Here is a 26,202-nt window from a genome sequence, read left to right on the forward strand (position 1 = left end):
ATTGCTTTTACGCATCCGCCGATTGAAAAAATCTTTTTTACCCGCCGGTTGTTTATCGATATAAGGAGCGCCAATGGCAGTCTTAGCCTGGAGTCGACCCCATGAGTACTGGCAAAGAACAACTGGATGTAGTGGAAGACGATTTCGTCGCCGTTGAAGGTGACGATGCGGAACCTGTTGTCGTGGAAGTGGCAAAAACCAACCTGAGTAAACGCCGCACCATCGACAACCTGTTGGAAGAGCGTCGTCTCCAAAAGCAACTCGCCGATTACGATTTTGATCTCTGACACGTAAAAGCCTCCCAGATGGAGGCTTTTTACTGTACGCGTGCCCGATTCAGACCAGTCCATTTCGTTGTGCCAGTTCAATCAGGTCCACCAGCGAACGGGCATTGAGCTTCAACAACAAGCGGGTTTTGTAGGTGCTGACGGTCTTGTTGCTCAGGAACATCCGATCCGCGATCTCTTTGTTGGTCTTACCGCGAGCCAGTTGCTGCAGCACCATCATCTCTCGCCCGGACAAACGTTCCACCATATCCGACTCGCTGGCATTGCCAAGGCTTGAACGCACCGTGTGCAATGCCTGGTTGGGAAAATAGCTATAGCCCGACAGCACCGCTTTTATCGCACTCAACAGTTCGGTCAGGTCTTGCTGTTTGCATACATAGCCGGCGGCCCCCGTTTGCATGCAGCGCATCGAAAAATGTCCAGGGGCCTGGGAAGTCAGCACCAGCACTTTCAATGGCGAAGGATTGATGGTCAGGCGAGCGATAACCTCCAATCCATCCAACTTCGGAATTCCAATATCCAGAATAACGATGTCGGGCATTTGTTCCCGGGCAATCTGCAATGCATCGACGCCGTTATCCGTTTCGGCAATAACTTCATATCCATGACGCTCCATCAGCAAACGTACAGCAAGACGAATGACGGGATGATCATCCACGATCAGCACTTTATTCATGGGCAAATCCAACTTCGCTGTTCGAATTTTTAGAGCACGCACAATAGCCTAGTCATTTCTTCCTTGGCATGTCGTCCCCCCTTACCGCTCGCAGCGAAAGACGCAACCTACAAGCAACGCAGAAAAATCCTACAAATAACCTTCGAAATAATGTGCCATGAATTTTCCCGAGGGGTGCGAACGGCAATTCTCACGCGTCGAACACCCTATGAATAATGCGCCTTCTCGTCAAAAACCTGATTACCTGCCACCCAGGGAAAAGCATTTCCCTCATAAAAAGTTACCGATTTATTTAAAGACAAACCGCAAAAGTTTAGCTCGGAAGATTCAGTTTTCTGTATAAAAAAGACTCCACTTACCAGCACACGAAAGAGAACGCTGCCTGATCGCAGGGTTATTCTAGCGGCCGGGCAATTTCATTTATTCGATCAACTCAAACAATCGAGCACACTATTACTTATGAGCACTCACCATGAAAAGATCATTAAGAACCATCGCCAACCCCCTGACACTGATCGCTGTATTCGCAACGATCTCCGAAACTTCCGCAGCTATTTCCTTGCCGTTTCTGGATGATGAAGAGCGAGAGTACTATGTATGGTTCCTCATTAGCTTCCCGTTTTACCTGTTATTTCTTTTCTTTATCACACTCAACTTCAACTACCGTTCCTTGTACTCGCCCTCGGATTTCCACAAAACCAAGCACTTCATAAGGGGTGCGGCTGAGTCATCCTGTCGGCGTAGACGTAGATCACGCCAAGGAAGCAAGGCTGATTTCCTGTCGCAGTCTTATCGATGGAATAAGTGCACGGCTCTGGACGATGCGTTCAAGCACACTTCATCCCACCCGTCGGTCGACATGTATTGGGCTAAGGACTCGGGACGGCGTCTTGAGGGCAAGACCATCATCGTCTTCGTTGTTTACAACGGGAACGGCGCAGGGACACTGCCGGATAAACAGGCGGGGTGAGCCATAAGGGAAACGGCTGCAGCGACACACGGGATGGGGAAATAACAGAAAACGGCCTGCCATGCGGCAGGCCGTTTTCGGATTGCATCAGAACAGCTTGCGACCCTTGTTCGCCGCGATGCGCATGCGCAGGGCGTTGAGCTTGATGAAGCCGGCCGCGTCGGCCTGGTTGTAGGCACCACCGTCTTCTTCAAAAGTGGCGATGTTGGCATCGAACAGCGAGTCGTCGGACTTGCGCCCGGTCACGATCACGTTGCCCTTGTACAGCTTCAGGCGCACGACACCGTTCACGTTGACCTGGGAGGCATCGATCATCTGTTGCAGCATCAGACGCTCAGGGCTCCACCAGTAGCCGGTGTAGATGAGGCTGGCGTACTTGGGCATCAACTCATCCTTCAAGTGAGCCACTTCGCGATCCAGGGTGATCGATTCGATCGCCCGGTGGGCGCGCAGCATGATGGTGCCGCCTGGGGTTTCGTAGCAACCACGGGACTTCATACCGACATAGCGGTTCTCGACGATGTCGAGGCGACCGATGCCGTGTTCGCCACCGATGCGGTTCAGGGTCGCCAGCACAGTGGCCGGGCTCATTTCCACGCCATCGAGCGCAACGATGTCGCCATTGCGATAGGTCAGTTCCAGGTATTGCGGGGTATCGGGAGCCTTCTCGGGGGAGACGGTCCAACGCCACATGTCTTCTTCGTGCTCGGTCCAGGTGTCTTCCAGCACGCCGCCTTCATAGGAGATGTGCAACAGGTTGGCATCCATCGAGTACGGAGATTTTTTCTTGCCATGACGCTCGATCGGGATCGCGTGCTTCTCGGCGTAGTCCATCAGCTTTTCACGGGACAGCAAGTCCCACTCGCGCCATGGAGCAATGACCTTCACGCCCGGCTTGAGGGCATAGGCACCCAGCTCGAAACGTACCTGGTCGTTGCCCTTGCCGGTCGCCCCATGGGAAATGGCATCGGCACCGGTTTCGTTGGCGATTTCGATCAAGCGCTTGGCAATCAGCGGACGGGCGATGGACGTGCCCAGCAGGTATTCGCCTTCGTAAACAGTGTTGGCGCGGAACATCGGGAAGACGAAGTCGCGGACGAATTCTTCGCGCAGGTCATCGATATAGATCTCTTTGACGCCCATGGCCTGGGCCTTGGCGCGTGCAGGCTCGACTTCCTCGCCCTGTCCCAGGTCAGCGGTGAAGGTCACCACTTCGCAGTTATATGTGTCCTGCAGCCACTTGAGGATCACCGAAGTGTCCAGGCCGCCGGAATACGCCAGAACGACCTTGTTTACGTCCGCCATGCCATCACTCCACGGGTTGTACGGAAAGCCGGCAAGTCTAACGTCCACCGCGGATAATTTACAGAGGCGCGACAGCTTATGACGACGAAGCGACAGATTATGTCAGCTGCGCGACGATCAAGGCGCGATCAGGAAGTGCGCGCAGTAGCCGCAGCGGGCGTAGCCGCCTTGGCCGGGGCCACTGGCGTCGCCGGCTTGCCCGGCGCGGCAGCGGGCGCCACGGCAGGCACCGCAGGCGTTGTCGCAGGGGTTGGCGGCTGTGGGGCCGAGGCCGGTGCGGCGCCCCGCTCCAGTTTTACCAGCACACGACGGTTCTTGGCCCGATTGGCGGCGTTGGTATTGGGCACCAGCGGATAACGCTCGCCATGGAAGCGAACGGTAAACTGAGACTCCTGGAAGCCGTTGGCCTTGAAGAAGTCCTGGACGGCCAGGGCCCGGCGGCGCGACAGCTCGCGGTTGGTCAGGCGGTTGCCACTGTTGTCGGAGTGGCCGTCGAGTTCGACATGATTGACGCTCGGGTCAGCCTTGATGAAGTCGAGCATGACCTGCAACTGAGCCTTGGCCTGGGCGTCGAGCTCGATGCCTTCGCCGGGAAAACCGATCTGGGTTTGCTTGATCTGTTCGAAGTTCTTCGGCAACAGCTTCGCGACACAGCCCTGGTAATCGCTGAACGCCTTGTTGAAGCGCACGGGCAACAACCGGACTTCCGACACCCGCCCATCGTCGGTGTTACGCCGCACCACGGGGCTGCGACCTTCCATCAGCCCGCTGATCAAGCGGCCCGCCTGCACCTGGGAGCTGTTGAACAGCACATCGCCGCTACCGATCCTGACCGAGCCCAGGTTGATATCGCCTCGTCCTGGCTGCCAGGGCGCCGCCGCCGCCAGCAACGTCGCGGAGCCGCCACCGAGCATCGGGTTATAGGCCTTGAGCCGGAACGTGGCCTGCTCGCCCGCCTTGCGCACGAATTCGCCGCTGCCAAAATCGGTGATCGGCTGACTCAGCCGACACTCGAACTTATCGCCTTCGACCGTCCACTCAATGCTCTCCAGACGGGTCTGGAAAGTGAGCGCCATCGCAGGAAGGCTGGCAAACACACTGAGCAAGGCTAGATAACGCTGGCGCACGGGAGGCTCCACTGGCTTTTATACGGAAATCGAAAAACGCTGGGCATGCCGCTTGGCCTAGACACTGCACGCAATCGTGGCACACCTGAAGGGGCTATCGGTAACTTGCGGCAAAACTTGATAGCGGGTGCCCGGATCGGTCTTTTCCGGTAGCATTCGCCAGAGATTTACCCGCCTGGAAGCCCCCCATGTCCGACCGCCTGACCCTGCTGCGTCCCGACGACTGGCATATTCATCTTCGCGATGGTGCTGTGTTGACCCATACCGTCGCCGATGTCGCGCGCACTTTTGGCCGCGCCATCATCATGCCTAACCTGGTTCCGCCCGTGCGTAACGCTGCCGAGGCCGATGGCTATCGCCAGCGCATCCTGGCTGCACGCCCGGCTGGCAGCCGCTTCGAACCGCTGATGGTGCTTTACCTCACCGACCGCACCCAGCCCGAAGAAATACGCGAGGCCAAGGCCAGTGGTTTCGTCCACGCGGCCAAGTTGTACCCCGCTGGCGCCACCACCAACTCGGATTCCGGTGTCACCAGCATCGACAAGATCTTCCCTGCGCTGGAGGTCATGGCCGAAGTCGGCATGCCATTGTTGATCCATGGCGAGGTCACCCGGGGCGACGTCGATGTGTTCGACCGCGAGAAGATCTTCATCGACGAACACATGCGTCGCGTCGTCGAACGCTTCCCGACGCTGAAGGTGGTGTTCGAGCACATCACCACCGGCGATGCCGTGCAATTCGTCAACGAGGCCTCGGCCAACGTCGGCGCGACCATTACCGCACACCACCTGCTGTACAACCGCAACCACATGCTGGTGGGCGGGATCCGGCCGCATTTCTACTGCCTGCCGATCCTCAAGCGCAACACCCATCAGGAAGCCTTGCTGGACGCCGCCACCAGCGGCAGCGCCAAGTTCTTCCTGGGCACCGACTCGGCGCCCCACGCCCGTCACGCCAAGGAAGCCGCCTGCGGTTGCGCCGGCTGTTACACCGCCTACGCCGCCATCGAGATGTATGCCGAGGCATTCGAGCAGCGCAACGCCCTGGACAAGCTCGAAGGTTTCGCCAGCCTGCATGGCCCACGCTTCTATGGCCTGCCGGTGAACACCGATCGTATTACCCTGGTTCGCGATGAGTGGACCGCCCCTGCCAGCCTGCCGTTTGGCGAGCAGACTGTCATCCCGCTGCGCGCCGGTGAAAAACTGCGCTGGCGCCTGCTGGAGGAAAACGCGTGAGTGAAGATCATTTCGATGACGAACTGGACGGCAACGGCGGCTCAGGCGGCCCGCGCCATCCAATGGCGGCTCGCTTCCGGGGTTATCTGCCGGTCGTGGTCGATGTAGAAACCGGCGGTTTCAACTCGGCCACCGATGCGCTGCTGGAAATCGCCGCGACGACCATCGGCATGGACGAGAAAGGCTTCGTCTTCCCCGACCACACCTATTTCTTCCGGGTCGAACCGTTCGAAGGCGCCAACATCGAAGCGGCTGCCCTGGAGTTCACCGGGATCAAGCTCGATCATCCGCTGCGCATGGCCGTCAGCGAAGAGACCGCGCTGACCGACATCTTCCGTGGTGTGCGCAAGGCGCTGAAGGCCAACGGTTGCAAGCGAGCGATCCTGGTTGGCCACAACAGCAGCTTCGACCTGGGCTTCCTCAATGCCGCCGTGGCGCGCCTGGACATGAAGCGCAACCCTTTCCATCCATTCTCCAGCTTCGACACGGCCACCCTTGCAGGCCTGGCGTATGGCCAGACCGTGTTGGCCAAGGCGTGCCAGGCAGCCGACATCGATTTCGATGGCCGTGAAGCCCATTCGGCCCGCTACGACACCGAGAAAACCGCCGAGCTTTTTTGCGGCATCGTCAACCGGTGGAAGGAAATGGGTGGCTGGCAGGATTTCGACGACTGACATCAGCCTGGCTCTTTGTGGCGAGGGATCTGTGCTGCGCCAAGAAACGTCCATAAAAAAACCGGCCCATCGAGGGCCGGTTTTTTTATGCATGGGTGCGCTTACAGCTTGTCGCTGTGCTCGCCCAGGTAGGCAGCTACACCTTCAGGCGATGCGGTCATGCCCTTGTCGCCTTTTTTCCAGTTGGCCGGGCAGACTTCGCCATGCTCTTCGTGGAACTGCAGGGCGTCAACCAGACGGATCAGCTCTTCCATGTTACGTCCCAGCGGCAGGTCGTTGATGATCTGCGAACGGACCACGCCTTTGTCGTCGATCAGGAACGCGCCACGGAAGGCCACGCCGCCTTCGGACTCAACGTCGTAGGCCTTGGCGATTTCGTGCTTCATGTCGGCAGCCATGGTGTATTTCACCGGGCCAATGCCACCGGCATTGATGGCGGTGTTGCGCCAGGCGTTGTGGGTGAAGTGCGAGTCGATCGAAACGGCGACCACTTCAACGTTGCGCGCCTTGAAGTCGTCCATGCGGTGATCCAGTGCGATCAGCTCGGACGGGCAAACGAAAGTGAAGTCCAGCGGGTAGAAGAACACCAGGCCGTATTTGCCTTTGATGGCCGAGGACAGGGTGAAGCTGTCGACGATTTCGCCATTGCCGAGGACGGCGGGAACGGTGAAGTCAGGGGCTTGTTTGCCTACGAGTACGCTCATTGGATATCTCCTGGTGTAGTAACGTGAAAACAAGGTCCGCGCCAGCCTGCCACCCTCAGGCGACAGCCCTGTGACACGAACCCGCTTTGCAAGGACCGACCATCATACACCGCACGTTTGGCCTGTCCTCAACGGTTTTTTGGCGGCCCAGGAAATCCGATGCCCGCTTGATGGCAGGCGCTCGACACCGTTCGTCAACCAGCGCAGGAAACCACTTTGACAATCATTCTCGTTAACATTAAGATCCGTCTCAATTGAGTCACAACCAGCGACGGTTCTCACTTATGTATGTATGCCTCTGCACTGGCGTCACCGACGGACAAATCCGCGAAGCGATCTATGAGGGTTGCTGCAGCTACCGGGAAGTCCGCCAGGCCACCGGCGTAGCCAGCCAATGCGGCAAATGCGCCTGCCTCGCCAAGGAAGTGGTGCGTGAAACCCTCGCCAAAGTTCAGACCGCGCAAGCCTCGATCCCTTATCCGGCAGAATTTACGGCCGCATAAATCCAGATATTCAAAGAACCGGACTCAATGTCCGGTTTTTTTATGCCCGAAAATCAAATGCTTAGCTTCCAGACGCGGAACACAAACATTCTTATTCCGATTAATTTTCATTTATTATTCAATAACTTAGGTTTGACACTCGTAATAGCTCGGCTCAAACTCCGCCTTAATACACAGTTATCAGGGCAGGCCCTCATCATGAAAGGCGACATTACAGTCATCCAGCATCTCAACAAGATCCTTGCCAATGAGCTGGTCGCGATCAATCAGTACTTCTTGCATGCACGCATGTACGAGGATTGGGGCCTGAACAAGCTGGGCAAGCACGAGTACCACGAATCCATCGATGAAATGAAACATGCGGACAAGCTGATCAAGCGAATCCTGTTTCTCGAAGGCCTGCCGAACGTCCAGGACCTGGGCAAGCTGCACATCGGCGAACATACTCGTGAAATGCTCGAGTGCGACCTGCGCATCGAGCGCACCGGCCACGCCGACCTGAAAGCCGCCATTGCCCATTGCGAAAGCGTTGGCGACTTCGGTAGCCGCGAACTGCTGGAAGACATTCTCGAATCCGAGGAAGAGCACATCGACTGGCTCGAAACCCAGCTGGGCCTGATCGACAAGATCGGTCTGGAAAATTACCTGCAATCGCAGATGGGCGAAGAATAAGCGCCCTCGAAAGCAAGCCACTAAAAAGCCCCGCCCTCTTTCGAGGTGCGGGGCTTTTTATTGCCTGGATGGCCAGGCTCCTACAGTACTGCGGTCGATCAGGCTTCGGACTTGTTAGCCGCCGCTGCTTCCACAGCTGCCTTGATCGTAGACTGCAACGAACCGTCGGCGGCCATCTCAGTCATGATGTCACTGCCGCCGATCAGCTCACCGCCAACCCACAACTGTGGGAAGGTTGGCCAGTTGGCGTACTTGGGCAGGTTGGCGCGGATTTCCGGGTTCTGCAGGATGTCCACGTAGGCGAACTTCTCGCCACACGCCATCACCGCCTGAGCAGCCTTGGCCGAGAAGCCGCACTGTGGGGCGTTCGGCGAGCCTTTCATGTAGAGCAGGATGGTGTTGTTGGCAATCTGTTCTTTGATCGTTTCGATGATATCCACGGAGCACCTCGGCTTGAACTTTTGCGACTACAGATGTCGACACGGTGGCGCATTGTAACGGAAAGCCGAGCACCTTGCTCGGTCCGCCCCGGGGACAATTTTACGCAGCCGCCACCTTCACCGGAACACCGTTCAGCGCCGCGTTGCCGGATAACTCATCGAGCTGGCGCTCATCGGTCAGGTCGTTGGCGCTGGACCCAGGCTGTCCGCTGGCGATGGTCATCTGCACGCCAGGACGAGCATGCCCCCAACCGTGAGGAAGGCTGACCACGCCTTTCATCATGTCCGGGCTGCTCTGGAGCTCCACTTCAATCACGCCGACCCGGGAGCTGACCTTCACGCGCTGCCCATCGACAAGCCCCCGGCTGGCAAGGTCTTGCGGATGCATCAGCAATTGATGACGCGGCTTGCCTTTCACCAGCCGGTGGAAATTATGCATCCATGAGTTATTGCTGCGCACATGGCGCCGGCCAATCATCAGCAACTCGTCCGCTGCCGGCGCTCGCAACGCGGCAAAGCGCGCCAGGTCGGCGAGGATGACGGCGGGCGCAGCCTGCACGCGGCCATTTTCGGTTTTCAACCGGGCCGTCAGATTGGGCTTGAGCGCTCCGAGATCGATACCGTGGGGATGATCGAACAGCGTTGCCAAGGACAACCTGTAGGGCGAAGCATCGCCATACATCCCGGCTCGCAGGCCGAAATCGATCATCTGCGCCGGCGGCATCGTCGGCTTGAGCTCCTTGCCGGTCCGGGCGGCAAAAGCCTTGGCCAGGCCGACAAAAATCTCCCAATCGTGCAGCGCTCCCTCGGGCTTGGGCAGGATGGCCCGGTTGAAGCGGCTGACGTTACGCACGGCGAACAGGTTGAACGTGGTGTCGTAATGATCATTTTCCAGGGCCGAGGTCGACGGCAGGATCAAGTCGGCGTAGCGCGTGGTTTCGTTGATGTACAAGTCGATGCTGACCATGAACTCAAGCCCATCCAGCGCTTGCTCGAGCTGCCGTCCGTTAGGCGTGGACAGCACGGGGTTGCCGGCCACGGTGACCAGCGCACGGATCTGCCCTTCGCCCCCGGTGAGCATTTCTTCGGCGAGGGTCGATACAGGCAACTCGCCCGCATATTCGGGACGCCCGGATACACGGCTTTGCCAGCGATTGAAGTGCCCGCCCGAAGTGGTCGCCACCAAATCCACCGCTGGCTCGGTGCACAGTGCCCCGCCTACTCGATCAAGATTGCCGGTCACCAGGTTGATCACCTGGATCAGCCAGTGGCACAGCGTGCCGAAAGCCTGGGTCGAAACACCCATCCTGCCATAGCACACGGCCGACGGCGCGGCAGCGAAATCACGGGCCAATTGGCGGATCTGCGGGGCAGGCACCCCACAAAGCGGGCTCATGGCCTCTGCGGTGAAAGGTGCAACGGCCTGGCGCACCTCTTCGAGGCCGTCCACCGGCAAATGACTGTCACGCGTCAGTCCTTCGCTGAACAAGGTGCCAAGCAAGCCAAACAGCAGCGCGGCATCGCCGCCGGGGCGTACGAATACATGCTGGTCGGCGATGGCCGCCGTCTCGCTGCGCCGCGGATCGACCACCACCACCCGGCCGCCCCGGGACTGGATTGCCTTCAGCCGTTTCTCCACATCCGGCACGGTCATGATGCTGCCATTGGAAGCCAGCGGATTACCCCCCAGGATCAGCATGAAATCGGTGTGATCGATGTCCGGTATCGGCAGCAGCAAGCCGTGACCGTACATCAAGTGACTGGTCAGGTGATGGGGCAATTGATCAACCGAAGTCGCCGAAAAGCGGCTGCGGGTTTTCAACAAGCCGAGGAAATAGTTGCTGTGGGTCATCAATCCATAGTTGTGCACGCTGGGGTTGCCCTGATAGACCCCCACCGCGTTCTGGCCGTGGCGCTCCTGGATCGCCGCAAGGCGTTCGGCCACCAAGGCAAAGGCGTCGTCCCAGGCGATGGGCTGCCACTCGCCGCCGACTCGTTGCATGGGCTGGCGCAGGCGGTCCGGATCGTTCTGGATATCCTGCAACGCCACGGCCTTGGGGCAGATGTGCCCACGACTGAAACTGTCCAGCGGATCACCCTTGATCGAGGTGATCGCCAGGCCTTGGCCTTCGGTTTCGGTGGTTTCGAGAGTCAGGCCACAGATGGCCTCGCACAGATGGCACGCACGGTGATGGAGGGTCTTGGTCATGGCCAGCCTCTGTTTTATTCGTAGCGGGCACTTTGGGCCGCGGGAACAAAACTATGGCGCGGGATGCCCGGTAGCGCCAGCGACGTTCGTCCTGTGAATCGCCAGGCATCAGGCCCGCCGATGTGTCGCTGTCAAGGCTGCTCGGGAGGAGGCGCCAGCAGTTGGATTTCCTCGATGGTCTGCACTTCCTCCTGGGCCATGGGCACCCCGGTCAACTCGCCAATCAAGCGCCAGTGCTCATCGAGACCACCGCTGATCGTGGCCATCCGATCGATCATGCGGCGCCCCGCCGCCTTGGTCACTTCGTCATCGCTGCGCAGCAATTCGAATGACATGGACGTCACCGAAGCGGTCAGGTGGGTCAGGGTGCGTGCCGTCAGCCCCAACAGTTCCATCAGTCGTTGCTCTTTCGAATCCATTTCGGGGCTCCTGCGGCTAGGGGTTCATTTATAACTCAGGGTCCTGCATTAGGAAATATTTCACATTTGGCAACAGACCGACGACCCGGGCCAGCGGGTCAAAAACCGACCGCCAACCACCCGATGCCCGCCCTGCTCGATTGCCAAGCGACGCAACGCCAGTGTACAAATGAACCCGCTGCTGTCAGGAAACCGGCCTCATCCACGCCAATGCAACTCTGCATTGGCCTCGCTGAAATCCCTCATAACCGTAGCCCTATTGGTAAGACGCGACATTTAATGTCAATATCGCGCCTTTCCCCTATTTCGTCGCCCCGTGCGGCTTTTGCCGCAGGTCTCGCCCGTTTTTCCATGAAAAAGGCTCTGAGCATCTGCGGTCCGTTACAAAAAGGTAGTCAATCATGAGCGCAAGGCACTTTCTCTCCCTGATGGATTTCACGCCCGATGAGTTGCTCGCCGTGATCCGTCGAGGCGTTGAGCTCAAGGACCTGCGTAAACGCGGCGTACTGTTCGAGCCCTTGAAAAACCGTGTGCTGGGGATGATTTTCGAGAAGTCATCCACGCGCACGCGCATCTCTTTCGAAGCCGGCATGATCCAGCTTGGCGGCCAGGCGATTTTCCTGTCGCCCCGCGACACTCAACTGGGACGTGGCGAGCCGATCAGCGATTGCGCCATTGTCATGTCGAGCATGCTCGACGCCGTGATGATCCGTACCTTTGCCCACAGCACCCTGACCGAATTCGCCGCCTATTCCCGCGTGCCGGTGATCAACGGCCTATCCGACGATCTGCACCCTTGCCAGCTGTTGGCCGACATGCAGACCTTCCTCGAGCACCGCGGCTCGATCCAGGGCAAAACCGTTGCCTGGGTCGGCGATGGCAACAACATGTGCAACAGCTATATAGAAGCGTCGATGCAATTCGACTTCCAGCTACGGATCGCTTGCCCTGAAGGCTATGACCCGGATGCAGAACTGCTCGCCAAGGCCGGGGACCGGGTGTCGCTGGTCCGTGATCCGAAGCTGGCCGTGGCCGGCGCGCACCTGGTGAGCACCGACGTCTGGACCTCCATGGGCCAGGAAGAGGAAGCCGCCAAGCGCGTCAAGCTGTTCGCGCCGTTGCAAGTCACACGGGCCCTGCTCGACCTGGCGGACGCCGAGGTGCTGTTCATGCATTGCCTACCCGCCCATCGCGGCGAGGAAATCAGCCTCGACCTGCTGGAAGACCCGCGATCCGTCGCTTGGGACCAGGCAGAAAACCGTCTCCACGCACAGAAGGCCCTGCTCGAATTCCTCGTCGAGCCGGCGTATCACCACGCATGAGTCACTCCTTGTTACTGAATCTGCATAACCTGGCCTGCGGGTACCAGGACCAGCGAGTCGTCCAGAACCTCAACCTGCACCTCAATGCGGGCGACATCGGCTGCTTGCTGGGCTCGTCCGGGTGCGGCAAGACCACGACCCTGCGGGCCATCGCCGGTTTCGAACCGGTACACGAAGGCGAGATCCAGTTGGCCGGGGAAATCATTTCCCGCGCGGGTTTCACCTTGGCCCCGGAAAAACGTCGCATCGGCATGGTATTCCAAGACTATGCACTGTTCCCGCACCTCAGCGTCGCCGAGAACATGGCATTCGGCATTCGTAAACACCCTGGCAAGAACCGTGTGGTCGAAGAGCTGCTGGAACTGGTCAACCTGAAGAACCTCGGTAAACGTTTTCCCCATGAGCTCTCCGGAGGCCAGCAACAACGCGTGGCGCTCGCCAGGGCATTGGCGCCCGAGCCGCAATTGCTGCTGCTCGACGAGCCCTTCTCCAACCTCGATGGCGAGCTGCGACGCAAGCTCAGCCATGAGGTGCGGGACATCCTCAAGGCTCGCGGCACCAGCGCGATTCTGGTGACCCATGACCAGGAAGAAGCCTTCGCCGTGAGTGATCATGTCGGCGTATTCCGGGAGGGTCGGCTGGAACAGTGGGATACGCCCTACAACCTTTACCACGAACCCCTGACGCCTTATGTCGCCAGCTTTATCGGCCAGGGCTATTTCATCCGAGGCCAGCTCGACAGCCCGGAATCAGTGCAGACCGAATTGGGGACGCTACGGGGAAACCGGGCCTATACCTGGCCCATCGGCAGCGCCGTGGATGTGCTGCTGCGCCCGGACGATATCGTCTACGCGCCTGACAGCCCGCTCACGGCTACCATCGTCGGTAAGACTTTTCTGGGCGCTTCGACTTTGTATCGCCTGCAATTGCCGACGGGTGCGCAACTGGAATCGATTTTCCCAAGCCACGCCGACCATCAGGTCGGGGCGACTGTCGGTATTCGCGTGGCCGCCGAACACCTGGTGCTGTTCCAGGCCTCGGGCAGTACGGCAGCGCATTTGCCGTCGATAGACAGCGGCGTGCGACGGCATAGCGTCGCCAATTGACGCTACACCCTGTGGGAGCGAGCAAGCGCGCCCCCACAGAACCTCATTGACCTCAACCGACTGATAGGGTCCCGCTGGCCACCAACGTGGCATGCCCACCGATCTTCACCCGGTCACCCTCCAGCCGGCAGAACAATGCCCCTCCCCTGGCCGAGCATTGATACGCCGTCAGCCCGAGCTTGTTCAGCCGCTTGGACCAGTAGGGAATAAGGCTGCAATGAGTCGACCCGGTGACCGGATCCTCATTGATACCAATCGCCGGAGCAAAATAGCGCGAGACGAAATCGTGCTTGCTCCCCGGCGCGGTCACGATCGCGCCAGGCCATGGCAGTTTCGCCAGGGCGGCCATGTCCGGCTTGCATTCGAGCACCGCCTGCTCCGACTCCAATACCACGAACAATTCGTTGGAACTCAGCACATCCACCGCCTCGACACCCAAGGCACTCTGGACCGCCAGGGACGCGCCCAATTCAGCCGGCACGATGGCAGGGAAATCCAACCACAGCCGTTCGCCCTCGCGCGTGACGCTCAGCGCTCCGGATTTGCAGATGAAGTCCAGCCGCTCCACGGTTTCGTGATAGACCTCGAACAACACATAAGCGCTGGCCAACGTGGCATGACCACACAAGGGCACCTCGGTGGTCGGGGTGAACCAGCGGATATGCCAGTGCTGGTTTTCGCGCACCATAAACGCGGTTTCAGCCAAGTTATGTTCGGCGGCAATCTTTTGCATCAGGTCATCGGCAAGCCAGGCATCGAGCCGATAGACCATCGCCGGGTTACCGCCAAAGGGCCGGTCACTGAACGCATCGACCTGATGAAACGCAAGCTGCATGGCACATCTCCTTTTTTATGATGCGTGAGCATGAGCTGCGCAGGCACCGTTTATCCAGTGACAGATCGACACAATTTTCGCCTTACACATTGAAAGGTTGGACGCCTGGTCGGTTGGAAAGATTCATCCTGGCAGAGGCGCTTGCTCCTCACCCGCGGCCAATATCCGCAAACGCCGCTCCGGTATGCTCCGCCAGCAACGCGGGCGCCAACTCCACCTCCAGGCCTCGTCTTCCCGCGCTGACGAACACAGTGGGGAACGGCTGTGCGGATGAGTCGATAAACGTGCGCAGGCGCTTCTTCTGTCCCAGCGGACTGATGCCCCCCAGCAAATAACCTGTCGAACGCTGCGCGGCGGCTGGATCGGCCATCTCGACTTTCTTTACCCCGGCCGCATGGGCCAGCGCTTTGAGGTCCAAACTCCCGGCGACCGGCACCACCGCCACCAGCAATTCACCTTTCTCGCTCGCGGCCAACAGCGTCTTGAACACTCGCGCCGGTTCCAGAGCCAGTTTCTCTGCGGCTTCCAGACCATAGGACGCGGCCTTGGGGTCATGTTCGTAACTGTGAATACGATGTTCGGCACGCACTTTTTTCAGCAGATCCAATGCGGGGGTCATGACCGCTCCTGACAGGGAAACAACAAAAAGAGTGGCGAGAATTCTAAGCGATCCCCAGGCAAAAGGCTGCGCAGACCGCCGATGTCGACGCCGCGCCACGCCGGAAAAATTCATTCATGGAACGAATAATCCCAATATGACCGACGGTTCACTTTCGACCTTTGACAGCGGCGTTTCTTGTCTATATTTTTTCGAAACTGAAAGCAGAAACGCGTGTCTCAAGCAACACCCCGAGCGCAGGATGGGGATCCGGCACTCGGCGAAAAGGCGACGACGGGTTGTTTTCCGCCGCGCAGGACAACAAAAAGAACCGAGGTTTGAATGACGACTGCTTTACAACAACCTTCGCTCTCCAGCCAATGCCTGGCGGAGTTCCTGGGTACGGCCCTGTTGATTTTTTTCGGCACCGGTTGCGTTGCAGCGCTCAAGGTCGCGGGCGCCAGTTTCGGCTTGTGGGAAATCAGCATCATCTGGGGCGTCGGTGTCAGCATGGCGATTTATCTCAGCGCGGGCATTTCCGGCGCACACCTGAACCCCGCCGTCAGCATCGCCCTGTGCATTTTCACTGACTTCGAAAAACGCAAACTGCCTTTCTATATCGTTTGCCAAGTGACCGGCGCGTTCTGCGGCGCACTGCTGGTCTACACGCTGTACAGCAATTTGTTCTTCGATTTCGAACAGTCCCGCCACATGATCCGGGGCACCGTGGCCAGCCTCGAACTGGCGTCGGTATTCTCCACCTACCCCCACCCGGCACTGTCCACCGGCCAAGCTTTCCTGGTCGAGATGATCATCACCGCCATCCTGATGGGCGTGATCATGTCCCTGACCGATGATAACAACGGCCTGCCGCGCGGCCCGCTGGCGCCGCTGCTGATCGGCTTGCTGATCGCCGTGATCGGCAGTTCGATGGGGCCACTGACAGGTTTCGCGATGAACCCGGCGCGTGATTTCGGTCCGAAATTGATGACTTTCTTCGCTGGCTGGGGTGAAATTTCACTCACCGGGGCGCGTGACATTCCATACTTCCTCGTACCGATTTTTGCGCCGATCCTTGGCGCATGCCTGGGTGCTGCTGCTTATCGCGGGCTCATCGCTCGCCACCTGCCCAGCGCCGTGGTTGCTGCAAAGGAGCCAGAGCCGGCCATTGATGGCAAGCCCAGAACGTCCTGAAACAGTCGGCGCGGGCGCCTGTCATTCGAGCTCCCGCCCTGGCCTCTTCCTTAATTACGTTACCTAAGTCCCAAGGCAATCGACATGACCGACATTGAGAATAAGAACTACATCATTGCCCTCGACCAGGGCACGACCAGCTCACGTGCCATTATTTTCGACCGTGACGCCAACGTGGTCTGCACGGCCCAACGAGAATTCGTCCAGCATTACCCACAGCCAGGCTGGGTCGAACACGATCCGATGGAGATCTTCGCCACCCAGAGCGCGGTCATGGTCGAAGCGCTTGCCCAGGCCGGGCTGCATCACGACCAGGTCGCCGCCATCGGCATCACCAACCAGCGCGAAACCACGGTGGTCTGGGACAAGTCGACCGGCAGGCCGATCTACAACGCCATTGTCTGGCAATGTCGGCGCAGCACTGAAATCTGCCAGCAGCTCAAGCGTGACGGCCATGAGCAGTACATCAGCGAAGCCACCGGCCTGGTCACAGATCCGTATTTCTCCGGCACCAAGCTCAAGTGGATCCTGGATAACGTCGAAGGCAGCCGCGAGCGCGCACGCAACGGCGAGTTGCTGTTCGGCACCGTGGACAGCTGGCTGATCTGGAAATTTACCGGCGGCAAGGTCCATGTCACCGACTACACCAACGCCTCGCGCACCATGCTTTTCAACATCCATACGCTTGAGTGGGACGCGAAGATGCTCGACATCCTCAACATCCCTCGGGAAATGCTGCCGGAGGTCAAATCGTCCTCACAAATCTACGGCCGCACCAAGAGCGGCATCGCCATCGGCGGTATCGCCGGTGACCAGCAGGCCGCCCTGTTCGGCCAGATGTGCGTGGAACCGGGCCAGGCGAAAAACACCTACGGCACCGGCTGTTTCCTGCTGATGAATACCGGTGACAAAGCGGTCAAATCCAATCACGGCATGCTCACCACCATCGCCTGCGGCCCTCGCGGTGAAGTGGCCTATGCCCTGGAAGGCGCAGTGTTCAATGGCGGGTCTACCGTTCAGTGGCTGCGCGATGAACTGAAGATCATCAACGATGCGCTCGACACCGAGTACTTCGCCAACAAGGTCAAGGACAGCAATGGGGTGTATCTGGTCCCGGCGTTCACTGGCCTGGGCGCGCCGTACTGGGACCCTTATGCCCGTGGCGCGCTGTTCGGCCTGACCCGTGGCGTGCGGGTCGACCATATTATCCGGGCCACGCTCGAATCCATCGCCTACCAGACCCGCGATCTGCTCGACGCCATGCAGCAGGACTCCGGCGAGCGCCTCAAGTCCTTGCGCGTGGACGGCGGCGCGGTGGCCAACAACTTCCTCATGCAATTCCAGGCGGATATCCTTGGCACCCAGGTCGAACGCCCAAAAATGCGCGAAACCACCGCCCTCGGTGCAGCGTACCTGGCCGGCCTGGCGTGCGGTTTCTGGAGCAGCCTGGAAGAACTGCGCGGCAAAGCGGTAATCGAGCGTGAGTTCGAACCGCAACTGGACGAGCAAGCCAAGGAAAAACTCTACGCCGGCTGGAAAAAAGCCGTCAGCCGCACCCGCGATTGGGAGCCCCACGAAGACGCCGAATAAGGCCCGTTAAAGTTCTGAAACTGGTCGGGAGGGGATTCCTGCGGCATCATGGGCAAATTTTGAATGGCAGCCCAAAGGAAGCCCCATGAATCTGCCTCCCCGCCAGCAACAAATCCTCGAACTGGTCCGCGAACGCGGCTATGTCAGCATCGAGGAAATGGCGCAATTATTCGTCGTCACCCCACAGACCATCCGCCGCGACATCAATCAATTGGCGGAAGCGAATCTGTTGCGCCGCTATCACGGCGGCGCGGCTTACGATTCAAGCGTGGAAAACACCGCCTACGCCATGCGCGCGGACCAGATGCGCGATGAGAAGCAACGCATCGCCGAAGCCATCGCCGCCCAGATTCCCGATCACGCGTCGCTGTTCATCAACATCGGCACCACCACCGAATCCATCGCCCGGGCGCTGCTCAATCACAACCACCTCAAAGTCATCACCAACAACCTGCACGTGGCGTCGATCCTCAGCGCCAAGGATGATTTCGAAGTCCTGATCGCCGGGGGCAATGTGCGACGCGACGGCGGCGTGGTTGGCCAGGCCAGTGTCGACTTCATCAGCCAGTTCAAGGTCGACTTCGCCCTGGTGGGCATCAGCGGCATCGATGAGGACGGAAGCCTGCTGGACTTCGATTACCAGGAAGTGCGGGTGTCCCAAGCCATCATCGCCAACGCTCGGCAAGTGCTGTTGGCAGCAGATTCCAGCAAATTCGGGCGCAACGCCATGGTCCGCCTGGGCCCGATCAGCCTGATCGATTGCCTGGTAACCGATCAGCAGCCCGTGCCAGCCCTGGCGCATCTGCTGACCCAGCACAAGATTCGATTGGAAGTGGTCTAGCTCCGCGCCCGTTCCCAGAACCCTGGTGGCGAGGGGGTTTATCCCCTCGCCACAGAAGCATTCCGCAATTCTCTTTTTGTTCGAAAATTTTCCTTTCGGCGGCATTCGATCAGTATTTTCAATCGAATCCAACTGGCCGTTGCCGTTTTTATGGGCTAGTATTTTTCGCAAATGAACATTAATGTTCGAATTCAAATATTTCGAAAAGAGCCCGAGGCCAGCCGATGCCCACTACCACCTTGCCTACGCCCCCTCTCGCAGAGATCTATGACATCGCCGTTATAGGCGGCGGCATCAATGGCGTGGGGATCGCTGCGGACGCGGCCGGTCGCGGCCTTTCGGTGTTCCTTTGCGAAAAGGACGACCTCGCCAGCCATACTTCTTCCGCCAGCAGCAAGCTGATACATGGCGGCCTGCGCTATCTCGAACATTATGAATTCCGCCTGGTGCGCGAAGCGCTGGCCGAGCGCGAAGTCCTCCTGGCCAAAGCCCCACACATCGTCAAGCAGATGCGCTTCGTGCTGCCCCATCGGCCGCATCTTCGCCCCGCCTGGATGATCCGCGCCGGCCTGTTCCTTTACGATCATCTGGGCAAGCGCGAGCAGCTCGCCGGCTCCAGGAGTTTGAAATTTGGCGCTGACAGCGTACTGAAAAGCGAAATCACCAAGGGCTTCGAATACTCGGACTGCTGGGTTGACGACGCCCGGCTGGTGGTACTCAACGCCATGGCGGCGCGGGAAAAAGGCGCCCACGTACATACCCGCACCCGCTGCGTCAGCGCCCGTCGCAGCAAGGGCCTTTGGCAGTTGCATCTGGAGCGTGCCGACGGCAGCCTGTTTTCGATCCAGGCCAAGGCCCTGGTCAACGCCGCCGGCCCGTGGGTGGCCAAGTTCATTCGTGACGACCTGAAGATGGAATCGCCTTACGGTATCCGCCTGATTCAGGGCAGCCACTTGATCGTTCCGAAACTCTACGAAGGCGAGCATGCGCATATTCTCCAGAACGAGGACCAGCGCATTGTCTTCACTATCCCCTACCTGAACCAGTTCACCCTGATCGGCACGACAGATCGCGAATACACCGGCGATCCGGCGAAGGTCGCGATTACCGAAGGCGAAACCGATTACCTACTGAAAGTGGTCAACGCCCACTTCAAGAAACAGGTCAGCCGCGACGACATCCTGCACAGTTATTCCGGCGTCCGGCCGTTGTGCAACGACGAGTCCGACAACCCTTCCGCCGTAACCCGGGATTACACCCTGGCGCTTTCTGCCGCAGGTCAAGAGGCGCCACTGCTTTCGGTATTCGGTGGCAAGCTGACCACTTACCGCAAGCTGGCCGAATCGGCGATGGCGCAACTGGCGCCGTACTTTACGCAGATGCGTCCAAGCTGGACCGCCCTGGCAACCTTGCCGGGGGGCGAAAACATGACGACCCCGCAGGCGCTGTGCTCGGCGATTCGCGACAAGTTCGACTGGCTGCCGACCGACATCGCCCGCCGCTGGGCCACCACGTACGGCAGCCGCACCTGGCGCATGCTCGAAGGCGTACACAACCTCGTCGACCTGGGCGAGCACATTGGCGCAGGCCTCTACACCCGCGAAGTCGATTACCTGTGCAGCGACGAGTGGGCCATCGATGCCCAGGACATCCTCTGGCGCCGCGGCAAGCTGGGCTTGTTTACCACCGCCGCAGAGCAGGACAAGCTCCAGCAGTATCTGCAAAAGGTCGAGCACAATCGGCGCAAAATTGAAGCGGCGTGACAGTACCCGCAAGACCAAAAGCCCCTGAATCTACGATCCAGGGGCTTTTTGCATTTTGGAACACACCGCCTCTCCCACGGATTGGTGGGGCTCAAGCCATTCGGTTTTCCGAACACGACCCAGCGGTCAGTTCGGCAAACCGGATAAACAAAAGACCAAAAAGCTGAAACAAAACATTAATTTCCTTTAAAAACAACATGATAGTGATAGGCCACTGGCCTGGCACGAGTCATGCTCTACACTCGTGGAGACGAACGCCTGTTACGCCAACACAACAGGAGCTTTCAGGCATTCGAAGCACTCAGGGCCGGTGAACCGGCCGAATACAAAAAAAACAATGTCGAGGAAACATCGATGCGCATCGTTCCCCATCTCCTGGGCGCAGCCGTTGCTGCTGCTCTGATCAGCACTCCGGTTTTCGCAGCCGAACTGACCGGCACGCTGAAAAAGATCAAAGAGTCCGGCGTCATCACGCTCGGCCACCGCGACGCCTCCATTCCGTTTTCCTATATCGCGGACGCTTCCGGCAAGCCCGTCGGCTACTCCCATGACATCCAGCTGCAAGTCGTCGAAGCCCTGAAAAAAGAGCTGGACGTGCCGAACCTGCAGGTCAAGTACAACCTGGTCACCTCGCAGACCCGTATCCCACTGGTGCAGAACGGCACCGTGGACCTGGAGTGCGGCTCCACCACCAACAACGTCGAGCGTCAGCAACAAGTCGCCTTCTCGGTTGGCATCTTCGAGATCGGCACCCGGCTGCTCTCCAAGAAAGATTCCAAATACAAGGATTTCGACGATCTCAAGGGCAAGAACGTCGTGACCACCGCCGGCACCACGTCCGAGCGCATCCTCAAGGCGATGAATGCCGACAAGCAAATGGGCATGAACGTCATCTCCGCCAAGGACCACGGCGAATCCTTCCAGATGCTGGAATCGGGCCGTGCCGTCGCGTTCATGATGGATGACGCCCTGCTGGCCGGCGAAGCCGCCAAGGCCAAGAGGGCGACCGACTGGGAAGTAACCGGTACTCCCCAATCCTACGAAATCTATGGCTGCATGATGCGTAAGGGCGACGAGCCGTTCAAAAAGGTTGTCGATGACGCCATTGTCGCCAGCTACAAGTCTGGCGAGATCAACAAGATCTACGACAAATGGTTCACCCAGCCTATCCCGCCTAAAAATCTGAACCTGAACTTCCCGATGAGCGACGAGCTCAAGGCTTTGATCGCCAACCCGACCGATAAAGCGGCTGACGATAAGAAATCCTGATTTCTGACTAACCTTACCTCCTGGAAGGGCTCGGCCCTTTCCAGGAGTGTGTCATTCCCTGCTGGAACCAAAGGAAACACTCGCAACGGTAAGTCGAGCCGTGAGTGTGTGCCCGATCCTCAAGATTGGGCGGGAAAGGATTTCCCCCTGCAGATACTTGTACATCGAACGATCTGAGGGGAGACCCTAATGAATTACAACTGGGACTGGGGCGTGTTCTTCAAGTCCACCGGCGTGGGCAGCGAGATTTATCTCGACTGGTACGTGGCCGGCCTGGGCTGGACCATCGCCATCGCCGTCGTCGCCTGGATCATTGCCCTGCTGCTGGGCTCGATCCTGGGTGTGATGCGTACCGTGCCGAACCGGCTGGTATCGGGCATCGCGACTTGCTACGTGGAACTCTTTCGTAACGTGCCACTGCTGGTTCAACTGTTCATCTGGTACTTCCTGGTGCCGGACCTGCTGCCAGCCGACATGCAGGAATGGTACAAGCAGGACCTGAACCCGACCACCTCGGCCTACCTGAGCGTTGTCGTGTGCCTGGGCCTGTTCACCGCCGCGCGGGTCTGCGAACAGGTGCGCACCGGCATCCAGGCGCTGCCGCGCGGCCAGGAATCCGCTGCCCGGGCCATGGGCTTCAAACTGCCGCAGATCTATTGGAACGTGCTGCTGCCCCAGGCTTACCGGATCATCATTCCGCCGCTCACCTCGGAATTCCTCAACGTCTTCAAGAACTCCTCCGTGGCGTCGTTGATCGGCCTGATGGAGCTGCTCGCGCAGACCAAGCAGACCGCCGAATTTTCGGCCAACCTGTTCGAAGCCTTTACCCTGGCGACGCTGATCTACTTCACGTTGAACATGAGCCTGATGCTGCTCATGCGCATGGTCGAGAAGAAAGTCGCGGTGCCCGGCCTGATCTCCGTGGGGGGTAAATAATGGAATTCGACTTCACAGGCATCATCCCGGCCATTCCCGGCTTGTGGAACGGCATGGTGATGACCCTCAAGCTGATGGCCCTGGGTGTCGTCGGTGGGATTATCCTGGGGACGATCCTGGCGCTGATGCGCCTGTCCCACAACAAGCTGATCTCCAACATCGCTGGCGCCTACGTCAACTACTTCCGCTCGATCCCGCTGCTGCTGGTCATCACCTGGTTCTACCTGGCGGTCCCGTTCGTGCTGCGCTGGATCACTGGCGAAGACACGCCGATCGGCGCGTTCGGCTCCTGCGTCGTGGCGTTCATGATGTTCGAGGCGGCGTACTTCTGCGAAATCGTCCGGGCCGGCGTGCAGTCGATCCCCAAGGGCCAGATGGGCGCGGCACAGGCACTGGGCATGAATTATGGCCAGGTCATGCGCCTGATCATCCTGCCCCAGGCGTTCCGCAAGATGACCCCGCTGTTGCTGCAACAGAGCATCATCCTGTTTCAGGACACCTCGCTGGTCTACACGGTCGGTCTGGTGGACTTCCTCAATGCTTCGCGAGCCAATGGCGACATCATCGGCCGCTCCAATGAGTTCCTGATCATCGCAGGTCTCGTGTACTTCACAATCAGCTTTGCCGCCTCGCTGCTGGTCAAGCGTCTGCAAAAAAGGTTCGCCGTATGATCTCTATCAAAAACATCAACAAGTGGTATGGGGACTTCCAGGTACTGACCAATTGCAGCACCGAGGTCAGCAAAGGCGAGGTTGTGGTGGTGTGCGGGCCGTCGGGTTCGGGCAAGTCCACGCTGATCAAGTGCGTGAACGCCCTTGAGCCCTTCCAGAAAGGCGACATCGTGGTCGATGGCACGTCCATCGCCGACCCGAAGACCAACCTGCCAAAACTGCGTTCGCGGGTGGGCATGGTGTTCCAGCACTTCGAACTGTTCCCGCACCTGACCATCACCGAAAACCTGACCATCGCGCAGATCAAGGTGCTGGGCCGCAGCAAGGAAGAAGCCACCAAGAAAGGCCTGCAACTGCTAGAGCGCGTCGGTCTGTCGGCCCACGCCCACAAGCACCCGGGCCAGCTCTCCGGCGGCCAGCAGCAGCGCGTGGCGATCGCCCGTGCGCTGGCGATGGACCCGGTGGTAATGCTGTTCGACGAACCGACCTCGGCGCTTGACCCGGAAATGGTCAACGAAGTGCTCGACGTGATGGTGCAACTGGCCCACGAAGGCATGACCATGATGTGCGTGACCCACGAAATGGGCTTCGCCCGCAAAGTGGCGAACCGGGTGATCTTCATGGATCAGGGCCAGATCATCGAAGACTGCCCGAAAGAAGAGTTCTTCGGCGACATCAGCGCCCGCTCCGAACGTGCACAGCATTTCCTTGAGAAGATTCTGCAGCACTAAGCATCGCCTTTTCTAGGCGCGCTTGTCCTTGTGGCGAGGGAGCTTGCTCCCGCTGGGTCGCGCAGCGGCCCTAAACCGGAAATGCAATGTCTCTGGCATACCGCATGAACCGTTTTGCGGCTGCTTTGCAGCCGAGCGGGAGCAAGCTCCCTCGCCACAGGACCGCGTTCGAAGGACGACCGCCGCCACACTGGTTGACCCAAGGCTTCTGTGATGAAATGCGACCCCACTCTTTATCGCGCCGCGCCGCCATCACTCGCCGTGAAACCCCGCCTGATCCGCCATCTGTTCCTGCCGCCGCTGGTCATAGCGTTGATGATCGGCCTGGGTTACCTCGGCTTCTGGATCAGCGAGCACTATGGCATTCGCGGCCTCGCCGAGAATGGCGAGCGTCAGTTGGAGCTGCACGCCCGCGCGGTGGAGAGCGAAATCAGCAAATACACCTATTTGCCCAGCCTGCTGGAACTTGAATCCAGCGTCTCGAAATTGCTCGACGACCCGACGCCCGAGCATCGCAAGACCGTCAACGAATACCTTGAGGGCCTGAACCGGCGCAGTCGCAGCCGGGCCATCTACGTCATGGACACCACCGGCCGCGTCATGGCCACCAGCAACTGGCGCGACGTCGACAGCTACCTGGGGGAAGACTTGTCTTTCCGCGCCTATTTCCAGAACGCCGTGCGCGGCCAGCCGGGGCGCTTCTATGGGATCGGCAGCACCAGCGGCGAACCCGGTTATTACCTGGCACATGGCCTGGAGCAACAAGGCAAGATCATCGGCGTGGCCGTGGTCAAGGTCCGCCTCGAAGCCATGGAGGAGCGCTGGCAGCGGGCCCGCCTGGAAGCCTTCGTCAGCGATGAGAACGGCATCATCATCCTCTCCAGCGATCCGGCGCGGCGGCTCAAATCGGTGCGTCCGCTGAGCGACGAAACCAAGGAGCGCCTGGCCCGCAGCCTGCAATATTACTGGTTCCCGCTCAACGAGCTGATCCCTCTGGCGCGGGAACGGCTGGCCGAGGGCATGGAGAAGCTGACTTTCCCCGCCAACACCGAAATAGCGGCTGACCAGCGCGCCACCAGCTACCTTTCCCAGACCCGGCCGCTGAGCGACACACCGTGGAATTTCACGTTACTGACCCCGCTCGAAGACCTGCGCCGCCAAGCGATCAACCAAGGCATCCTGGTGGCCGTGGCGTTTGCCCTGGTGGCTTTCCTGCTGATCGCCTGGAACGAACGTCGTAAAGTCATCGCGACCCGCCTCGCCGCTCGCGAAGCGTTGCAAGAGGCCAACAATCAGCTCGAACGTCGGATTACCGAACGCACCACCGACCTGCGGGCCAGCAACGAACGGCTCAAGGGCCAGATTCGCGAACGACGGCAGGCCGAAGAGACCTTGCGGCGCGCCCAGGACGAACTGGTGCAAGCCGGCAAGCTGGCGGCCATCGGCCAGATGTCCACCAGCATCGCCCATGAACTCAACCAGCCTTTGGCCGCCCTGCGCACCCTGTCGGGCAATACCGTGCGCTTTTTGGAAAGGGGCCAGCTGGATATCGCCAGCGCCAACCTCAGGACCATCAACGACCTGATCGATCGCATGGGTCGGATCACCGCCAGCCTGCGCGCCTTCGCCCGGCGCGGCGACGACAAGGGCCGGGCGAGCCTGGGCAAGGCTGTCGGGGCCGCGCTGCAATTGCTGGGCGCGCGCCTTGAAAAACTCGACATCCAGATCCACACGGCATTCGAAGACGTTCAGGTCCAGATCGACCAGACGCGCCTGGAACAGATCCTGGTGAACCTGATCGGCAATGCCCTTGACGCCATGCAGCTGCAACCCGCGCCGAAGCTGTGGCTCGAAGGCCAAGGCAGCGATGGCAAATATCGCCTGCGGGTGCGGGATAATGGCCACGGCATCGACCCGGAGGCTCGCAAGCATCTGTTCGAACCGTTCTTCACCACCAAACCCGGCGAACAAGGCCTGGGCCTTGGCTTGACGCTTTCGGCAAGCCTGTGTGCCGCCGCCGGCGGACATTTGGGAGTCGAGCATCCGGAGGATGGTGGCACCACGTTTATCCTCAGTTTACCGTTGGTAAGCCTTTTACCTGCCGAGCTGCTATGAACAACGACCT

General features: G+C 59.3%; 26 protein-coding genes. 17 read left to right on the forward strand and 9 right to left on the reverse strand.

Going from position 1 to position 26,202, the window contains the following annotated elements; all coding sequences use genetic code 11:
• Positions 1 to 101: 101 nt before the first annotated feature.
• Positions 102 to 287, forward strand: a complete 186-nt coding sequence (locus tag DOCECA_RS16300) for a PA3496 family putative envelope integrity protein (protein WP_420765219.1) — start codon at positions 102 to 104, stop codon at positions 285 to 287.
• 49 nt (positions 288 to 336) lie between these two features.
• Here DOCECA_RS16300 and DOCECA_RS16305 read toward each other — a convergent pair whose 3' ends face one another.
• Entirely contained in the window at positions 337 to 963 is a 627-nt protein-coding gene (locus DOCECA_RS16305) for a response regulator (RefSeq protein WP_445570802.1), read from the reverse strand.
• Between the two features lie 472 nt (positions 964 to 1,435).
• Between DOCECA_RS16305 and DOCECA_RS16310 the strand changes: the two genes are divergently transcribed.
• On the forward strand, positions 1,436 to 1,933 hold the full coding sequence (locus DOCECA_RS16310; RefSeq protein WP_434560293.1) for a hypothetical protein: 498 nt from the start codon (positions 1,436 to 1,438) through the stop codon (positions 1,931 to 1,933).
• Positions 1,934 to 2,020: 87 nt separating this feature from the next.
• Here the strand turns inward: DOCECA_RS16310 and DOCECA_RS16315 are convergent, their stop codons facing one another.
• Both DOCECA_RS16315 and DOCECA_RS16320 read right to left on the reverse strand, forming a co-directional pair.
• The gene (locus tag DOCECA_RS16315; RefSeq protein ID WP_024779511.1) at positions 2,021 to 3,238 is read right to left on the reverse strand and encodes an argininosuccinate synthase; all 1,218 of its coding nucleotides are present in this window, start codon (positions 3,236 to 3,238) and stop codon (positions 2,021 to 2,023) included.
• A 128-nt stretch (positions 3,239 to 3,366) separates the two neighbouring features.
• Positions 3,367 to 4,365 (reverse strand): flagellar protein MotY, encoded by a 999-nt coding sequence (locus tag DOCECA_RS16320; protein WP_434560295.1) that lies wholly within the window; start codon positions 4,363 to 4,365, stop codon positions 3,367 to 3,369.
• A gap of 188 nt (positions 4,366 to 4,553) precedes the next feature.
• Between DOCECA_RS16320 and pyrC the strand changes: the two genes are divergently transcribed.
• Positions 4,554 to 5,600: a dihydroorotase gene (gene pyrC, locus DOCECA_RS16325; RefSeq protein WP_420765223.1), complete on the forward strand. Its 1,047-nt coding sequence runs from the start codon at positions 4,554 to 4,556 to the stop codon at positions 5,598 to 5,600.
• A complete protein-coding gene (rnt, locus tag DOCECA_RS16330; RefSeq protein WP_420765224.1) occupies positions 5,597 to 6,274 on the forward strand; it encodes a ribonuclease T in 678 nt (225 codons plus the stop codon). The genes pyrC and rnt overlap by 4 nt, the downstream gene beginning before the upstream one ends.
• 101 nt (positions 6,275 to 6,375) lie before the next feature.
• Here the strand turns inward: rnt and DOCECA_RS16335 are convergent, their stop codons facing one another.
• A complete protein-coding gene (locus DOCECA_RS16335) occupies positions 6,376 to 6,978 on the reverse strand; it encodes a peroxiredoxin (protein ID WP_039591751.1) in 603 nt (200 codons plus the stop codon).
• Between the two features lie 284 nt (positions 6,979 to 7,262).
• Here DOCECA_RS16335 and DOCECA_RS16340 point away from each other — a divergent pair, with 284 nt between their 5' ends.
• Together DOCECA_RS16340 and bfr are read left to right on the forward strand one after the other, a co-directional pair.
• Entirely contained in the window at positions 7,263 to 7,481 is a 219-nt protein-coding gene (locus DOCECA_RS16340; RefSeq protein WP_039591750.1) for a bacterioferritin-associated ferredoxin, read from the forward strand.
• 198 nt (positions 7,482 to 7,679) lie between these two features.
• Positions 7,680 to 8,153 carry a bacterioferritin gene (bfr, locus tag DOCECA_RS16345; RefSeq protein WP_053124544.1) on the forward strand — a complete coding sequence of 158 codons (474 nt, stop codon included), beginning with the start codon at positions 7,680 to 7,682 and terminating at the stop codon, positions 8,151 to 8,153.
• Positions 8,154 to 8,251: 98 nt separating this feature from the next.
• Here bfr and grxD read toward each other — a convergent pair whose 3' ends face one another.
• From grxD to DOCECA_RS16360, 3 genes are all read right to left on the reverse strand, one after another.
• Positions 8,252 to 8,593 carry a Grx4 family monothiol glutaredoxin gene (grxD, locus tag DOCECA_RS16350; protein ID WP_186569763.1) on the reverse strand — a complete coding sequence of 114 codons (342 nt, stop codon included), beginning with the start codon at positions 8,591 to 8,593 and terminating at the stop codon, positions 8,252 to 8,254.
• Positions 8,594 to 8,693: 100 nt separating this feature from the next.
• Positions 8,694 to 10,802 carry a molybdopterin oxidoreductase family protein gene (locus DOCECA_RS16355; RefSeq protein WP_445570803.1) on the reverse strand — a complete coding sequence of 703 codons (2,109 nt, stop codon included), beginning with the start codon at positions 10,800 to 10,802 and terminating at the stop codon, positions 8,694 to 8,696.
• 131 nt (positions 10,803 to 10,933) lie between these two features.
• The gene (locus DOCECA_RS16360) at positions 10,934 to 11,221 is read right to left on the reverse strand and encodes a hypothetical protein (protein ID WP_420765227.1); all 288 of its coding nucleotides are present in this window, start codon (positions 11,219 to 11,221) and stop codon (positions 10,934 to 10,936) included.
• A 401-nt stretch (positions 11,222 to 11,622) separates the two neighbouring features.
• On the opposite strand from DOCECA_RS16360, the gene argF reads away from it, so the two are divergent.
• Positions 11,623 to 12,543 (forward strand): ornithine carbamoyltransferase, encoded by a 921-nt coding sequence (gene argF, locus DOCECA_RS16365; protein ID WP_434560299.1) that lies wholly within the window; start codon positions 11,623 to 11,625, stop codon positions 12,541 to 12,543.
• The gene (locus DOCECA_RS16370) at positions 12,540 to 13,649 is read left to right on the forward strand and encodes an ABC transporter ATP-binding protein (protein ID WP_434560301.1); all 1,110 of its coding nucleotides are present in this window, start codon (positions 12,540 to 12,542) and stop codon (positions 13,647 to 13,649) included. Before argF ends, DOCECA_RS16370 begins: the two co-directional genes overlap by 4 nt.
• 52 nt (positions 13,650 to 13,701) lie before the next feature.
• Here the strand turns inward: DOCECA_RS16370 and DOCECA_RS16375 are convergent, their stop codons facing one another.
• Both DOCECA_RS16375 and ybaK read right to left on the reverse strand, forming a co-directional pair.
• A complete protein-coding gene (locus tag DOCECA_RS16375; RefSeq protein WP_434607416.1) occupies positions 13,702 to 14,484 on the reverse strand; it encodes a PhzF family phenazine biosynthesis protein in 783 nt (260 codons plus the stop codon).
• 148 nt (positions 14,485 to 14,632) lie between these two features.
• Positions 14,633 to 15,103 (reverse strand): Cys-tRNA(Pro) deacylase, encoded by a 471-nt coding sequence (ybaK, locus tag DOCECA_RS16380; RefSeq protein WP_420765231.1) that lies wholly within the window; start codon positions 15,101 to 15,103, stop codon positions 14,633 to 14,635.
• A gap of 321 nt (positions 15,104 to 15,424) precedes the next feature.
• Between ybaK and DOCECA_RS16385 the strand changes: the two genes are divergently transcribed.
• From DOCECA_RS16385 to DOCECA_RS16425, 9 genes are all read left to right on the forward strand, one after another.
• Positions 15,425 to 16,276 (forward strand): MIP/aquaporin family protein, encoded by an 852-nt coding sequence (locus DOCECA_RS16385; RefSeq protein WP_420765233.1) that lies wholly within the window; start codon positions 15,425 to 15,427, stop codon positions 16,274 to 16,276.
• Positions 16,277 to 16,360: 84 nt separating this feature from the next.
• Positions 16,361 to 17,866, forward strand: coding sequence for a glycerol kinase GlpK (glpK, locus tag DOCECA_RS16390; protein WP_420765234.1), 1,506 nt, complete (start codon positions 16,361 to 16,363; stop codon positions 17,864 to 17,866).
• Positions 17,867 to 17,951: 85 nt separating this feature from the next.
• Positions 17,952 to 18,707, forward strand: coding sequence for a DeoR/GlpR family transcriptional regulator (locus tag DOCECA_RS16395; protein ID WP_420765235.1), 756 nt, complete (start codon positions 17,952 to 17,954; stop codon positions 18,705 to 18,707).
• A gap of 224 nt (positions 18,708 to 18,931) precedes the next feature.
• Positions 18,932 to 20,470: a glycerol-3-phosphate dehydrogenase gene (gene glpD, locus DOCECA_RS16400; RefSeq protein WP_445570804.1), complete on the forward strand. Its 1,539-nt coding sequence runs from the start codon at positions 18,932 to 18,934 to the stop codon at positions 20,468 to 20,470.
• Positions 20,471 to 20,824: 354 nt separating this feature from the next.
• Complete coding sequence (locus DOCECA_RS16405) at positions 20,825 to 21,739, forward strand: glutamate/aspartate ABC transporter substrate-binding protein (protein WP_420765237.1); 915 nt, start codon at positions 20,825 to 20,827, stop codon at positions 21,737 to 21,739.
• Between the two features lie 189 nt (positions 21,740 to 21,928).
• Positions 21,929 to 22,675: an amino acid ABC transporter permease gene (locus DOCECA_RS16410; protein WP_053124568.1), complete on the forward strand. Its 747-nt coding sequence runs from the start codon at positions 21,929 to 21,931 to the stop codon at positions 22,673 to 22,675.
• Positions 22,675 to 23,346: an amino acid ABC transporter permease gene (locus DOCECA_RS16415; RefSeq protein WP_030140772.1), complete on the forward strand. Its 672-nt coding sequence runs from the start codon at positions 22,675 to 22,677 to the stop codon at positions 23,344 to 23,346. Before DOCECA_RS16410 ends, DOCECA_RS16415 begins: the two co-directional genes overlap by 1 nt.
• A complete protein-coding gene (locus DOCECA_RS16420; protein ID WP_018614195.1) occupies positions 23,343 to 24,077 on the forward strand; it encodes an amino acid ABC transporter ATP-binding protein in 735 nt (244 codons plus the stop codon). Before DOCECA_RS16415 ends, DOCECA_RS16420 begins: the two co-directional genes overlap by 4 nt.
• A gap of 213 nt (positions 24,078 to 24,290) precedes the next feature.
• Positions 24,291 to 26,192, forward strand: a complete 1,902-nt coding sequence (locus DOCECA_RS16425; RefSeq protein WP_445570805.1) for a sensor histidine kinase — start codon at positions 24,291 to 24,293, stop codon at positions 26,190 to 26,192.
• Positions 26,193 to 26,202: the final 10 nt, after the last annotated feature.

The organism is Pseudomonas sp. E102, assembly GCF_052660185.1.